The organism is Stenotrophomonas sp. MYb57 (genome assembly GCF_002966815.1).
GTDB classification, from domain to species: Bacteria; Pseudomonadota; Gammaproteobacteria; order Xanthomonadales; family Xanthomonadaceae; genus Stenotrophomonas; species Stenotrophomonas indicatrix.
Genome location: NZ_CP023271.1, coordinates 935,438 through 949,174, shown reverse-complemented (window position 1 = coordinate 949,174; position 13,737 = coordinate 935,438). Strand labels below are relative to the sequence as shown.

Genomic DNA, 13,737 nt, shown 5'->3' with positions numbered 1-13,737 from the left:
TTCACCGCCCACAGCCTGTCGCAGTGGATTGGCCGGCATCTGTATCTATTGAACGGCCTGTTTCGGAGATAGGGTGGAAACAGATCCCCCTCCCCCGAGCCCGTCATGCCCTCCGCCCTGCCCCTGCGCCTGCTGCAACTGATCATCGGCCTGTTCCTCTACGGCTTCGGCGCCTCGCTGATGATCCGCGCCGCGATCGGTGTCGCGCCGTGGGATGTGCTGTCGCAGGGCATTGCTGCACAGACCCCGTTGTCGTTCGGCCTGGCCACCAACGTGATCGGCGCGCTGGTGCTGCTGCTGTGGTGGCCGCTGCGGCAGAAGCCAGGTGTCGGTACCGTGCTCAACGTGATGCTGATCGGCCCTTCGGCCCAGTTCGGACTGTGGCTGCTGCCCCCGGCCGTCGGCCTCGGCTGGCAGGTGGCGATGTTCTGCGCCGGCATGCTGCTGGTGGCGCTGGCCACCGGCCTGTACATCGGCGCCAAGCTCGGCCCTGGCCCGCGCGATGGCCTGATGACCGGACTGCACGCGCGCACCGGCTGGCCGATCTGGAAGGTGCGCAGCCTGATCGAAGGCAGCGTGCTGCTGCTGGGGTGGTGGCTGGGCGGCAATGTCGGCGTCGGCACGCTCGCCTTCGCGTTGCTGATCGGACCGTTGTGCGGGGTCACACTTGGCTGGTTCGGGATCGGCCGCGCACCTGTAGTGCCGGCCGCTGGCCGGCAACCGCAATCGCCCTGAGCTGACCGGTAGGCCGGGCATGGCCCGGCGCTACCGAGCGAGGCAGCCCTTGCCCCGGGAGCCGTTTCGCGGCACCCTTCGCGCTTCCGTACGCAAGCGTATCGACATGTCGCCAGCCAACGAAAGCGCCTACCCCCACCTGTTCGCCCCGCTGGACCTGGGCTTCACCCAGCTGCGCAACCGGGTGCTGATGGGCTCGATGCATACCGGCCTGGAGGACCGCGCACGCGACTTCCCGCGCCTGGCCGCCTACTTCGCAGAGCGCGCCGAGGGTGGCGTCGGCCTGATCGTCACCGGTGGTTTCGCGCCGAACGTGGTCGGCTGGCTCAAGCCTTTCGGCGGCAAGCTGTCCTGGCCTTGGGAAGTGCGCCCGCATCGGCAGTTGACCGCCGCCGCGCACCAGCACGGCGCGAAGATCTGCCTGCAGCTGCTGCATGCCGGGCGCTACGCCTATCACCCGCTGTCGGTAGCGCCGTCGAAGCTGAAGGCGCCGATCAATCCGTTCACCCCGCGCGCCTTGTCGGCCAGCGGCGTCGAGCGGCACATCGCCGACTATGCACGCAGCGCCAAGCTGGCCCGCGAAGCCGGCTACGACGGCGTGGAAGTGATGGGCTCGGAGGGTTACCTCATCAACGAGTTCATCGCCCCGCGCACCAACAAGCGCAACGATCGCTGGGGCGGTGATGCCGCACAACGCATGCGCTTCGCGGTGGAGATCGTGCGCCGCATCCGCGAAGCCTGCGGCCCGGATTTCATCATCATCTACCGCCTGTCGCTGGTCGACCTGGTCGAAGACGGCAGCAACTGGGAAGAGATCGTGCAGCAGGCCCAGGCCATCGAGGCCGCCGGTGCGACGATCCTCAATTCCGGCATCGGCTGGCATGAAGCGCGCATTCCGACCATTGCCACCTCGGTACCGCGTGGCGCATTCGCCGCGGTCACCGCCAAGCTCAAGCCGCATGTGTCATTGCCGCTGGTGGCGACCAACCGCATCAACATGCCCGAGGTCGCCGAACGCATCCTCGCCGATGGCGGTGCCGACATGGTGTCCTTGGCACGCCCGCTGCTGGCCGACCCGCAGTGGCCGAACAAGGCCCGCGCCGGCCGCGCCGAAGCCATCAACACCTGCATCGCCTGCAACCAGGCCTGCCTGGACCACGTGTTCGAAAACAAGCTGGCCAGTTGCCTGGTCAACCCGCGTGCCGCCCACGAGACCGAGCTGGTCTACACCCCGACCACCGCACCGAAGCGGGTGGCCGTGGTCGGCGCCGGCCCGGCCGGCCTGGCCTGCGCTACGGTCGCTGCCGAACGCGGCCACCAGGTCACCCTGTTCGACGCCAGCGAGGAGATCGGTGGCCAGTTCAACGTGGCCAAGCGCATTCCCGGCAAGGAAGAGTTCCACGAGACCCTGCGCTACTTCCGCCACAAGCTGGGCGAGACCGGCGTGCAGCTGCGCCTGGGCACCCGTGCCGACGCGGCCAGCCTGGCCGGCTTCGACGAGGTCGTACTGGCCACCGGCATCCTGCCGCGCAAGGTCGACTTCCCCGGTGCCGACCACGCCAAGGTGGTCAACTACCTGGACGTGCTGCTGGGCCGGGTCGAGGTGGGTGCCAGCGCCGCCATCATCGGCGCCGGTGGCATCGGCTTCGATGTCGGCGAGTTCCTTGCCCATGACGGCCCCTCGCCATCGCTGGACTCGCAGCGCTGGATGGCCGAATGGGGCGTGGATGCCACCTTCGAGGCCCGCGGTGCACTGGCCCGCCCGGCCGTGGAGGCGTCGCCGCGCAGGCTGTGGCTGCTGCAGCGCAGTGCCGGCAAGCCCGGTGCACGCCTGGGCAAGACCACCGGCTGGATCCACCGCGCCACGCTGAAGGCCAAGGGCGTGCGCATGCTGGGTGGTGTCGAGTACCTGGGCGTGGACGATGCGGGCCTGCGCATTCGCGTGGACGGCAGCGAACAGCTGCTGCCGGTCGACCACGTGGTGATCTGTGCCGGCCAGGAACCGCAGCGCGCGCTGCAGGCCGAACTGCAGGCAGCAGGCATCGCCTCTCACCTGATCGGTGGTGCAGATGTGGCCGCCGAACTCGATGCAAAACGTGCGATCGATCAGGGCAGCCGGCTCGCCGCCGCGCTCTGATGAACACCTGAATGGGGGCCGGAATGTGATTTCCGTCACCGGCCCCCAAGCTGAATGTCAAGCCGGACGATTCAGGATGCGTTCGGCAATCCCCCCCTACCTTGCGCCGACTTTCTGCTCACCAGCCAGTTTCCGGTGAGCCGGTGCGGACCCCGCCGATCGATCCACGATCGTGTTCTTGGGGCCGCCCACGGGGCAGCCCCGATGGCCGCCTCCCCATGACGCCAAGTCGTACCCCGCCTCCAGCAGCCTGCGCTGCCGGAACCGCCAGGTGCGTCCCACACGGAGCAAGGAGTTATATGAAACTGGCCTGGATTCTCTGGCTGTCGCAGTTGCTGCCGCAGCCGGCCGCTGATTCATTGTGTTTGAGCACCACCGTTTACCTGGAAGCCCGCGACCAGACCCTGCGTGGCCAGCAGGCCGTGGCCGAAGTCGCCCTGCGTCGCCTCGACAGTGGCCTGTGGGGCGACTCGATGTGCCAGGTGGTGACCGCGCGCAAGCAGTTCGCCCCCACCATCGTCTCCCCCGGCACCCAGTTGGGCAACGATGCGGCGTGGAGTGAGGCGATGGACGTGGCCTTCGACGCCGAGCGCAACTGGGCGCTGCCAGCCGGCGAGCGCCGCGAGATCGTGCCTGGCGCCAGCCACTTCGCTGCGCTGGCCATCGCCAGCCCGAACTGGCGCAACGCCTACCAGGTGGCCACCATCGGCGATCACACCTTCTACAAAGTGCAGAACCTCAAGCCCCGGCAGTCGTAACAATCCGTTGCCGGTGGCAGCGTTGCCGCGTGCGGCTGGGCTCTGGGATAGTGGTGGTTTCCCGCCACACCCCGCCTGGAGTTCCCATGAAGCTGTACAGCAAGCCCGGTGCCTGTTCCACCGCCGACCACATCGCCCTGCAGTGGACCGGCCAGCCGTTCGAGGTCGAACTGCTGAACAAGGACACCCTGAAGGGTCCGGAATTCCTCAAGATCAATCCGGCCGGCGCGGTACCGGCGATCGTCGATGGCGACTTCGTGCTGGTGCAGAACGCGGCGATCATGGGCTACATCGCCGACAGCTACCCGCAGGCCGGTCTCGGCGGCGATGGCAGCCCGCGCCAGCGCGCTGAAGCCACCCGCTGGCTGGCCTTCGTCAACTCCGACGTGCACCCGGCGTTCTCGCCGCTGTTCGCGCCGGGCAAGTTCATCGCCGATGAAGGCCAGTACGACGCGATCCGCGCCGCCGCGCACAAGCGCCTGCGCGCCCTGTTCGAGACCGCCGACAGGCAGCTGGCCGACAAGCCGTGGCTGGCCGGCTTCCGCAGCTTCGCCGATCCCTACTTCTACATCACCCTGCGCTGGGCGGCCGGCGCCAAGGTCGACCTGTCGGGCCTGGACAACCTGGCCGCCTACAAGGCGCGCATGGACGCCGATCCGGGCGTGCAGGCGGTGCTGAAGGCCGAAGGCCTGGCCTGATGGAACCGGGGTCGGATCCGTCTGCGCAGCAGGCGGCTCCGACCCCATTGGTGCCATCGGCGCGGTCAGCCGATTTCGCGGATCACTTCGCCCTTCGCATCGCGCAGGAACGTCGGCACCACTTCAACCTGCAACGTATTCGACACCGGGTAGGTCCCGCGTTGCGGCCGCACGTCATGCCAGGCCTGCAACGCCGCCTCATCCAGTATCCAGCGCACGTTGTCGTCCTCGACCGCGACCGCGCCATCGGTGGCCGGCATGAACTCCCATTGCCGTTCGCGGCTGACCAGCGTCAGTGCCTTGCCGTGGCGCAGGCGCAGTGGCAGCAGCTCACCCACACTGCCGACCTGCCCGGCCCCCAGCACCAGCGTGGTGATACCCGCCGTCTGCCGCCAGTCCAGCGTCTCGATGAACAACATGCCGGTACTGGATCCCTCACGCTCGCTGCCGGCCTCCACCCGCGCGGCCAGCGCCGGATCGTCCAGCAGATTGCCGCGATGCAGATCGGTGATCCACAGCGGCATCGCTTCCTCAAGCACCTGCAGGACACCGCGCGTGGACCAGCGCTTGATCGCGTCCATTTCCTCGTCGGTCAGCCCCACCACCTGGAGGAACTGCAAATGTCCATTGGCGGTGTGCCGCGGTGGCAGCTGCGGATCGGCAACGAATGCCAGATGGCAGAGACGGGTGTCGGTCTCCAGCGCGATCGGGCCATTGGCGTTGAGGTGGTGGCCATCCTCGAACACATTGCCGCTGCTGAACACATAGCGCGCCAGATTCTGCAGCAGGTTCATCGGCCACGCAGGCGGCGTGCTGCCTGCATCCTCCCCCTTGTCCGCAGCCAGGCGGAGCGTCAGCTCGAAACCATAGCCACTGGTGGCCGCATCACTGCTCTCTTTTGCATACAGTTCTGACAGACCGTAGGTGACGTAGTGCCAATGCGGAACCGGTGATTCGGCCCAGTAGACGCTGATGCCGTCGAGCGGATCCTGGCCACCCAGCGTGTACGGCAGCGCGGTACCGAAGTGACGCGGCTCCTGGCCGGCGTACAGCGGTGCCAGCGCGGCATTGATCGCATCCCAACCGGGGGTATCGGTGTCGTCCTGCATGCGGGGCTCCTGGGCGGAAAAAGAGCGGACCACTTTACCCCGCGCGTCAGCCGGGCACGACCTCGGCAGTGACCGGTGCCATCGAGATCTGGATCTCCTGCCACCAGCGCTGGGCCAGCGCCGGGCTGCGTGCCTTGCCGATCGCGGCGATCATTTCCGGGCACAGTTTTTCCAGGGCGACCGCGTCGGGACAGCGCTCGATCTTCAACTGCATGAAGTAGCCTTTCAGGCCCAGATGGCGGCGCACGGCATCGCTCATCGCGTCGTACAACTGCTGGTACAGCGCCGGATCCTGCTCACGGCCGCTGCACAGCCCGCGCTGCGGTACAGGTTCGGCCCTGCCGCCGACCACTTCGATCAGGCCCAGTGCAGCCAGCTGCTGCAGCGCATCCGGCGGCGCGCGCAGTCCTTCAAACAAGCCGCGCAGTTCGCTTTCATCACGCTGGCCGTCAACCATCAACAGGATCGAACGCAGCGCCGCCGGCAGGCGCCGGGCACGATCTTCGATTTCCTGGCGGCCAGCGGCCGTCTTGGCATGCAGCAGTGCCATAGCTCCCCCTTCCCACGATGCGATACGCATGCACGCCCTTGCGGGCGCGCCCCCCTGTTCGCCATCCCCGGGTGGCACGCGCGTTCCCCGGCGCGTGCCGCGTGTTGCAGGTCGATGACAGGCGGAGCTTAGCGCATGTCCTGGCAGGCCTGGGTAGCGCCAGGCCATCCCTGGCGGCTTTTCCGCGCTTTGCGCTCGCCGGGCATGGCCCGGCGCTACCACCCCGATCAGCGCCCCAGCGCGCGGCGGATCTCTTCCAGCGCGCCCGGGTCGTCCAGCGTCGACAGGTCGCCGGGGTCGCGCTGCTCGGCCAATGCCTGCAGCGAGCGACGCAGCAGCTTGCCCGAACGGGTCTTGGGCAGCGCGTTGACCACATGGATGTGCGCCGGTCGCGCCACCGCCCCCAGCGAGGTGGTCACCGTGGCCATCATCTCGGCCACCACTGCGGCCGGGTCTTCGCCATCGAGCCCCTGCTTGAGGGTGACGAACACCAGCGGCACCTGCCCCTTCAATTCGTCCTTCACCCCGATCACCGCTGCCTCGGCCACGCGCGGGTGACTGGAGATGGCCTCTTCGATCTCACGCGTGCCCAGACGGTGCCCGGCCACGTTGATCACATCGTCGGTGCGGCCGAGGATGAAGGTATAGCCATCGTCATCGCGGATGGCCCAGTCCAGCGAGCTGTACAGCAGTTCCTTGAAGTGGCTGAAGTAGCTCTGCAGGAAGCGGCTGTTGTCATTCCAGACCGTGCTCATGCAGCCCGGCGGCAACGGCGGCGTCATCACCAGCACGCCCTTCTGCCCGGCAGCCACCTCTTCACCGGTGTTCTCGTCGATCACCTTCATCCGGTAGCCGAGATTGGGGAACCCGGGCGAGCCGAACCGCACCGGCTTCATGTCCAGCCCAGGCAACAGGGTCAATGCCGGCCAACCGGTTTCGGTCTGCCAGTAGTTGTCGATGATCGGCTTGCCCAGCGCGTCGCTGATCCAGTGCGCGGTCGGCTCGTCCAGCGGCTCGCCGGCCAGGAACAGATACTTCAACGCATCCAGGTCGTGGCGGTGGATGAAATCGGCATCGTGCTTCTTCAGCACGCGGATCGCCGTCGGCGAAGAGAACATCGTGCGCACGTTGTACTGCTCGCACAGCGCCCACCAGATGCCCGGATCGGGGTTGGTCGGCAGCCCTTCGTACAGCAGCGAGGTGCAGCCGCCGATCAACGGGCCATACACGTTGTAGGAATGGCCCACGGCCCAGCCGACATCGGAGGTGGAGAACATCACCTGTCCCGGCTTGCAGTCGAACACGATCTGCATCGACTGCGCCATCGCCACCGCATAGCCACCGACATCGCGCTGCACGCCCTTCGGCTTGCCGGTGGTGCCGGAGGTGTACAGCAGGTAGCTGGGCTCGCTCGATTCCAGCCATTGCACCGGCACATCGGTCTGCCCGATCTGCGCACGCAGGGTGGCGTACTCGACGTCGCGCCCTTCGATGCGTGGCTCGGCCGGGTCCAGCCCGCGCGAAACGATCAGCACGTGCGGCGGCGGACTGCTGGCTTCGGCGCAGGCGGCATCGACCATCGCCTTGTACGGAATGAGCTTGCCGCCACGCATGCCGGCATCGGCAGCGATGAGCAGCTTCGGCTTGGCATCATCGATGCGCAGCGCGAGGTTGTGCGCAGCGAAGCCCCCGAACACCACCGAGTGCACCGCACCGATACGTGCACAGGCAAGCATGGCGAACACGGCCTCGGCCATGTTCGGCATGTAGATCACCACGCGGTCGCCGTGGCCGACGCCAAGGTGCTTCAGCACGGCGGCGAAGTCGTTCACTTCGCGATACAGCTGGCGATAGGTGATTTCGCGGGTGCTGTTGGTTTCGGTGGAGATGGCGACCAGTGCGAGCTGGTCCGGGCGGTCGGCCAGATGCCGGTCGACGGCGTTGTAGCAGAGGTTGGTTTCACCACCCACGAACCAGCGCCGGAACGGCGGGTTGCTGTAGTCGAGCACCTGTTGCGGCGGCGTGTGCCAATGGATGCGCTTGGCTTCCTCGCCCCAGAATGCCTCCGGCTCGTCGATCGAACGGCGGTAGGTTTCCTCGTAGTTCATGACGCAGCCCTCCCAGACAAAGTCATGGCTTCGAGCATAGTCCGGCGCTGGCGCGTGGGCCGCCCTACCTTGGTAGGGGGTGTGTTGCCGGCAGGGCTGCGCCCTGCACCCGCAGAAGCAACGGCAACGGCAACAGCAACAGCGTGCATTCCTTGGGATGGCGGGGTGGGTCCGATTGCGGGGGACGCCGTGAATACGTCCATGTAGGCTCGGTCGCGCCATCCATGGCGCTCACGCCCCCGCAACCGGCCCCACCCCGCCTTCGACAAACTCTCGCCGCTGTTGGGCTGCTGTTGGTAGCTGTCGACCTTGGTCGACACGTAGATCCACGCCATGCGTGGATGCTCTTCGTTCAATTGTCGAAATATTCGATTCCGATGGAGATTCATCCACGCATGAGGTGGATCCATCAGACGCCGGAAATCTGTCAGAGGTGGGGCGGTGTCGGAGTGCGGGGTGTCAGCCGCATGGGCCCGAGGCATGCCTCGGGCGGGTTGGGCAGGACGCCCAACCCCGGCCTTGCCGTGTGCGCAGGACAGCGCACACGAGCAAGCGGCTGCCAAGCCTACAGGGACGTACTTGCGGCGTCCCCGCAATCCGACACCGCCCCGCCATCCCACGGAATGCCAGCTTCTGCTGTTGCTGCTGAGGTTGCCGGCCAGCGGCCGGCACTACCGCGGGTGCAGGGTGCAGGGCGCAGCCCTGCCGAACACCCTACCCTTCTAGAACGGGGTCGTAGACTCGAACGCGAGCGCCTCGCCCGTCACCGGGTGAGTGAACTGCAGCTTCCGCGCATGCAGGCACACGCGCTGCGCGGCCTCTGCGCCATACAGCACGTCGCCGACGATCGGATGACCCAGGCTGGCCATGTGCAGGCGCAGCTGATGGCTGCGGCCGGTGACCGGTTCCAGTTCAACGCGCGTGCGTTGCGCCTCGGTGTCACGCGACAGTACCCGCCATCGGGTCAGTGCCGGCTTGCCGCGTTCGTGGTCGACCATCTGCTTGGGCCGGTTCGGCCAGTCGACGATCAGCGGCAGGTCCACTTCACCGGCATCACCTTCCAGCAGTCCCTGCACGATGGCTTCATAACGCTTGCCCACCTGGCGCTTCTCGAACTGCATCGACAGCGCTACCTGCATGTCCTTGCCGCGCGCGTGCAGCAGCAGGCCAGAGGTGACCTGGTCCAGGCGATGCACGGTCAGCGCATCGGCATACACCGCCTGCAGCCGTGCGACCACGCAGTCCTGGTTCTCCGCCGAGCGGCCGGGCACGGACAGCAGGCCGGCCGGCTTCTCGGCCACCAGCAGCGCGTCGTCGATGTAATGCAGAAGGATCATGTCGTTGCCAGGTACTCCATACGAAAACGGGGAAGCCGAAGCCTCCCCGTTTCCTGCGTACCGGCCAACAGCCGGTACCTACCCTGATGGAAAGGTGCCGGCAGGGTGCCGGCACCGACCGCATCAACCCAGCAGGTGGGCGACGCCGGCGCGCTCTTCTTCCAGCTCGGCCAGGGTCTTGTCGATGTACTTCTGGCTGAAGTCGTCGACCGGCAGATCCTTGACCAGGGTGTACTCGCCGTTCTCGGTGGTGACCGCGAAGCCGAAGATCACGCCTTCCGGAATGCCGTAGGAACCGTCGGACGGCACGCCCATGGTGACCCACTTGCCGTTGCTGCCCAGCACCCAGTCACGCACATGGTCGATCGCTGCGTTGGCCGCCGAAGCTGCCGAGGACGAGCCGCGGGCTTCGATGATCGCCGCGCCGCGCTTGCCGACGGTCGGGATGAAGGTGTTGGCATTCCACTCCTGGTCGTTGATCGCATCGGCGATCGACGCACCATCGGCGGTGGCGAAACGGTAGTCCGGGTACATGGTCGGGCTGTGATTGCCCCACACCACCAGCTTCTCCATGCCGGCGACCGGCTTGCCGAGCTTGGTCGACAGCTGGCTCAGCGCACGGTTGTGGTCCAGGCGCAGCATGGCGGTGAAGTTGCGCGGGTTCAGGTCCGGCGCCGACTTCATGGCGATGTAGGCGTTGGTGTTGGCCGGGTTGCCGACCACCAGCACCTTCACGTCACGCTTGGCGACCTTGTTCAGTGCGGCGCCCTGGGCGGTGAAGATCTTCGCGTTTTCCAGCAGCAGATCCTTGCGCTCCATGCCCGGGCCGCGCGGACGTGCGCCGACCAGCAGGGCGATGTCGGCGTCCTTGAAGGCGACTTCAGCGTCGTCGGTACCGACCATGCCGGCCAGCAGCGGGAACGCGCAGTCTTCCAGTTCCATCATCACGCCCTTCAGGGCGGCCTGGGCCTTGTCGACCGGCAGCTCCAGCAGCTGCAGGATGACCGGCTGGTCCTTGCCCAGCATTTCACCGGAGGCGATACGGAACAGCAGGGCGTAGCCGATCTGGCCGGCGGCGCCGGTCACGGCAACACGAACAGGTGCTTTCATGGGGATTTCCTCTGCTAAGAAGCTAAGTAGCGTTGTGGGAGATGGCCGCGCGGGCGGGGACAGGCCTGGCGGGGCGGCCGCAACATGGAAACGGCCCCCTGTGCAGGGGGCCGTCCGGGTATTGGATCAGGCGGCGAGGATCTTGTTCCACTCACCCACGCGCTCTGCCTGGGCGGCGAGCACGGCGTCGGTGTCGCCTTCCAGGGTGATCGAATGGATCACGTCGCCCTGCTTGACCGAATCAACGATCGCCTGGCCTTCCAGGACCTGGCCGAACACAGTGTGCTTGCCGTCCAGCCAATCGGTCTTGATGTGGGTGATGAAGAACTGGCTGCCATTGGTGTTCGGGCCGGCGTTGGCCATCGACAGCGAGCCGATCTGGTGCTTCACACCATTCTTCTCGTCTTCGAACTTGTAGCCCGGGCCGCCGGTGCCACGACCCTGCGGGCAGCCGCCCTGGATCATGAAATCGGGGATCACGCGGTGGAAGATCAGGCCGTCATAGAAGCCGCGCTTGACCAGGTTCACGAAGTTGGCGACCGTCAGCGGCGCCTTGTCGGCGAACAGCTCGACCTTGATCGGGCCCTGGGTGGTGTCGAAAGTGGCGATGAGGGACATGCAGATCCTTGGGATGCGGGGTGTGTAATCAGCCCCATAAGGATACACCTCCCCCGTGGCATGGGCGGCTTCGACCATGTGCGCAGGCAGGGTCTTCAGCCTCCGGACGGGCAGCGCCGGGGGGCAGGCTGAATGGGGGCCTCAGCAGTCCTGAAATCCAGGTTTTCGCCAATCGTCAAGTTCGACGTATAATGTTGGACTTCTTTTTCCAAATCCGGCGCCGACTGGCCCCCTTTCGTATGTCCATCGAAAACCTTCGCAACATCGCCATCGTCGCTCACGTCGACCATGGCAAGACCACCCTGGTCGACCAGCTGCTGAAGCAGTCCGGCACCCTGTCCGAGCGTACCGTCCTCGCCGAGCGCGTGATGGACAGCAACGACCAGGAAAAGGAACGCGGCATCACCATCCTGGCCAAGAACACCGCCATCACCTGGGAAGACAAGAAGACCGGTATCAAGAACCGGATCAACATCGTCGACACCCCCGGACACGCCGACTTCGGCGGCGAGGTCGAGCGCGTGCTGTCGATGGTCGACACCGTGCTGATCCTGGTCGACGCGATGGACGGCCCGATGCCGCAGACCCGCTTCGTCACCCAGAAGGCCTTCGCGATGGGCTTCAAGCCGATCGTCGTGGTCAACAAGGTCGACCGTCCGGGCTCGCGTCCGGAGTGGGTGATCGACCAGGTCTTCGACCTGTTCGACAAGCTCGGCGCCACCAATGAGCAGCTGGACTTCCCGATCGTCTACGCCTCGGCCCTGAACGGCTACGCCGGCCTGGAAGACACCGTGCGCGACGGCGACATGACCCCGCTGTACGAAGCGATCATGCAGCACGCGCCGAAGCCGGAAGTGGACCCGGAAGGTCCCTTCCAGATGCGCATCAGCCAGCTGGACTACAACAACTTCGTGGGCGTGATCGGCATCGGCCGCATCCAGCGCGGCACCCTGAAGAAGAACATGCAGGTCGCGGTGATCGACCGTGAAGGCAAGAAGCGCAACGGCAAGGTCGCCCAGGTGCTGGGCTTCCTGGGCCTGGAGCGCATCGAGCAGGACACCGCCGAAGCCGGTGACATCGTCGCCATCTCCGGTATTCCGGAGCTGACCATCTCCGACACCCTGTGCCACCCGGAAACCCCGGAAGCCCTGCCGGCACTGACCGTCGACGAGCCGACCATCTCGATGACCTTCCAGGTCAACAACTCGCCGTTCGCCGGCAACAAGGACCTGTCCGGTGGCAAGTTCCTGACCAGCCGCCAGATCAAGGACCGCCTGGACCGCGAGCAGGTCCACAACGTGGCCCTGAAGGTCGAACAGCTGGAAGACGCCGACAAGTTCCTGGTCTCCGGCCGTGGCGAACTGCACCTGTCGGTGCTGATCGAGAACATGCGTCGTGAAGGCTACGAGCTGGCCGTGTCGCGCCCGGAAGTGATCATCAAGCAGATCGACGGCCAGGCCATGGAGCCGATCGAGCAGCTGGTGGTGGACATCGAAGAAGTCCACCAGGGCGGCGTGATGGAAAAGCTGGGCACCCGCAAGGGCCAGCTGAAGAACATGGAATCGGACGGCAAGGGCCGTGTCCGCCTGGAATACCAGATCCCGGCCCGTGGCCTGATCGGCTTCCAGAACGAGTTCAAGACCCTCACCCAGGGCTCGGGCCTGCTGTTCCACGTGTTCGACCATTACGGTCCGAAGGAACAGGGCGCCATCGCCAAGCGCATCAACGGTGTGATGATCGCCAATGCGCCGGGCACCACCCCCGCGTACTCGCTGGGCCCGCTGCAGGAACGCGGCAAGCTGTTCGCTGCTGAAGGCGACAACGTGTATGAAGGTCAGCTGGTCGGCATCCACTCCAAGGACAACGACCTGACCGTCAACGCGATCAAGACCAAGCCGCTGACCAACATGCGTGCTTCGGGCAAGGACGATGCGATCCAGCTGACCCCGGCGATCAAGTACTCGCTGGAACAGGCCCTGGACTTCATCGAAGACGACGAGCTGGTCGAGATCACCCCGAAGGAGATCCGTCTGCGCAAGAAGTTCCTGACCGAAAGCGACCGCAAGAAGAACTCGCGCGGCGGCTGATCCAGCGAACCGTGAGCCAGAACGGCTACAACCCGGATCCACACCGGCATCCGGGCCTCCATGTCATCGCCTTGCTCGAAGCGAGCAAGGCGATGCTGGCGTTGTTGGCGGCCACCGGGCTGGAAATCCTCGGCCCGCAGCCGCTTCGCGACGGCGTCAATGCCCTGATCCGGCGTTTCAGCCTGGACCCGGATCACGGCACCCTGCCCTCGCTGTTGAATGCAATCAGTCCCGACGCGGTGCACCTGGCTGCGGCGGCGATGATCGGCTACGGCCTGCTGCACCTGGTCGAGGCCTGGGGCCTCTGGAAAGCCAAGGCATGGGCTTCCTGGCTGGGCTGCCTGACCGCCTCCATCTATCTGCCCTTCGATATCTACGCGATCGTCCGCCATCCCGGCTGGGCCTCGTGGACGGTGCTGGCGATCAACCTGATCGTCGTCTACGTGCTGGCGCGCGACCTGCGCAAGCGCCGTCGCTGAGCAGCCGCTAC

The 13,737-nt window shown here is 66.1% G+C and carries 12 protein-coding genes; 6 read left to right on the top strand and 6 right to left on the bottom strand.

All coding sequences use genetic code 11. The annotated features are described in order from the left end of the window. Nucleotides 1–105 precede the first annotated feature (105 nt). The 4 genes from CLM74_RS04295 to CLM74_RS04280 all read left to right on the top strand — a co-directional run bounded on the left by CLM74_RS04295 (nt 106) and on the right by CLM74_RS04280 (nt 4,328). Nucleotides 106–735, top strand: coding sequence for a membrane protein (locus CLM74_RS04295; RefSeq protein ID WP_033830442.1), 630 nt, complete (start codon nt 106–108; stop codon nt 733–735). A gap of 106 nt (nt 736–841) precedes the next feature. After that, nucleotides 842–2,872 carry an NADPH-dependent 2,4-dienoyl-CoA reductase gene (locus CLM74_RS04290; protein ID WP_105163504.1) on the top strand — a complete coding sequence of 677 codons (2,031 nt, stop codon included), beginning with the start codon at nt 842–844 and terminating at the stop codon, nt 2,870–2,872. Between the two features lie 299 nt (nt 2,873–3,171). Further along, on the top strand, nt 3,172–3,630 hold the full coding sequence (locus tag CLM74_RS04285) for a cell wall hydrolase (protein ID WP_025878087.1): 459 nt from the start codon (nt 3,172–3,174) through the stop codon (nt 3,628–3,630). An 86-nt stretch (nt 3,631–3,716) separates the two neighbouring features. Beyond that, complete coding sequence (locus CLM74_RS04280; protein ID WP_025878086.1) at nt 3,717–4,328, top strand: glutathione S-transferase N-terminal domain-containing protein; 612 nt, start codon at nt 3,717–3,719, stop codon at nt 4,326–4,328. A gap of 65 nt (nt 4,329–4,393) precedes the next feature. On the opposite strand, the gene CLM74_RS04275 is transcribed toward CLM74_RS04280, so the two are convergent. The 6 genes from CLM74_RS04275 to CLM74_RS04240 form a co-directional block, all read right to left on the bottom strand. Continuing rightward, nucleotides 4,394–5,437 (bottom strand): suppressor of fused domain protein, encoded by a 1,044-nt coding sequence (locus CLM74_RS04275; protein ID WP_105163503.1) that lies wholly within the window; start codon nt 5,435–5,437, stop codon nt 4,394–4,396. 46 nt (nt 5,438–5,483) lie between these two features. Then, nucleotides 5,484–5,987, bottom strand: a complete 504-nt coding sequence (locus CLM74_RS04270; protein ID WP_105163502.1) for a hypothetical protein — start codon at nt 5,985–5,987, stop codon at nt 5,484–5,486. 227 nt (nt 5,988–6,214) lie between these two features. Then, nucleotides 6,215–8,095 (bottom strand): propionate--CoA ligase, encoded by a 1,881-nt coding sequence (prpE, locus tag CLM74_RS04265; RefSeq protein WP_105163501.1) that lies wholly within the window; start codon nt 8,093–8,095, stop codon nt 6,215–6,217. Nucleotides 8,096–8,817: 722 nt separating this feature from the next. Further along, nucleotides 8,818–9,432, bottom strand: a complete 615-nt coding sequence (locus CLM74_RS04250; protein WP_105163498.1) for an RluA family pseudouridine synthase — start codon at nt 9,430–9,432, stop codon at nt 8,818–8,820. A 123-nt stretch (nt 9,433–9,555) separates the two neighbouring features. Further along, nucleotides 9,556–10,542 (bottom strand): malate dehydrogenase, encoded by a 987-nt coding sequence (locus CLM74_RS04245; RefSeq protein ID WP_025879435.1) that lies wholly within the window; start codon nt 10,540–10,542, stop codon nt 9,556–9,558. A 126-nt stretch (nt 10,543–10,668) separates the two neighbouring features. Further along, nucleotides 10,669–11,160, bottom strand: coding sequence for a peptidylprolyl isomerase (locus CLM74_RS04240; protein WP_025879436.1), 492 nt, complete (start codon nt 11,158–11,160; stop codon nt 10,669–10,671). Nucleotides 11,161–11,399: 239 nt separating this feature from the next. Here CLM74_RS04240 and typA point away from each other — a divergent pair, with 239 nt between their 5' ends. Next, a complete protein-coding gene (typA, locus tag CLM74_RS04235) occupies nt 11,400–13,247 on the top strand; it encodes a translational GTPase TypA (protein ID WP_025879437.1) in 1,848 nt (615 codons plus the stop codon). Between the two features lie 11 nt (nt 13,248–13,258). Next, the gene (locus tag CLM74_RS04230; protein WP_025879438.1) at nt 13,259–13,726 is read left to right on the top strand and encodes a DUF2127 domain-containing protein; all 468 of its coding nucleotides are present in this window, start codon (nt 13,259–13,261) and stop codon (nt 13,724–13,726) included. Nucleotides 13,727–13,737 lie beyond the last annotated feature (11 nt).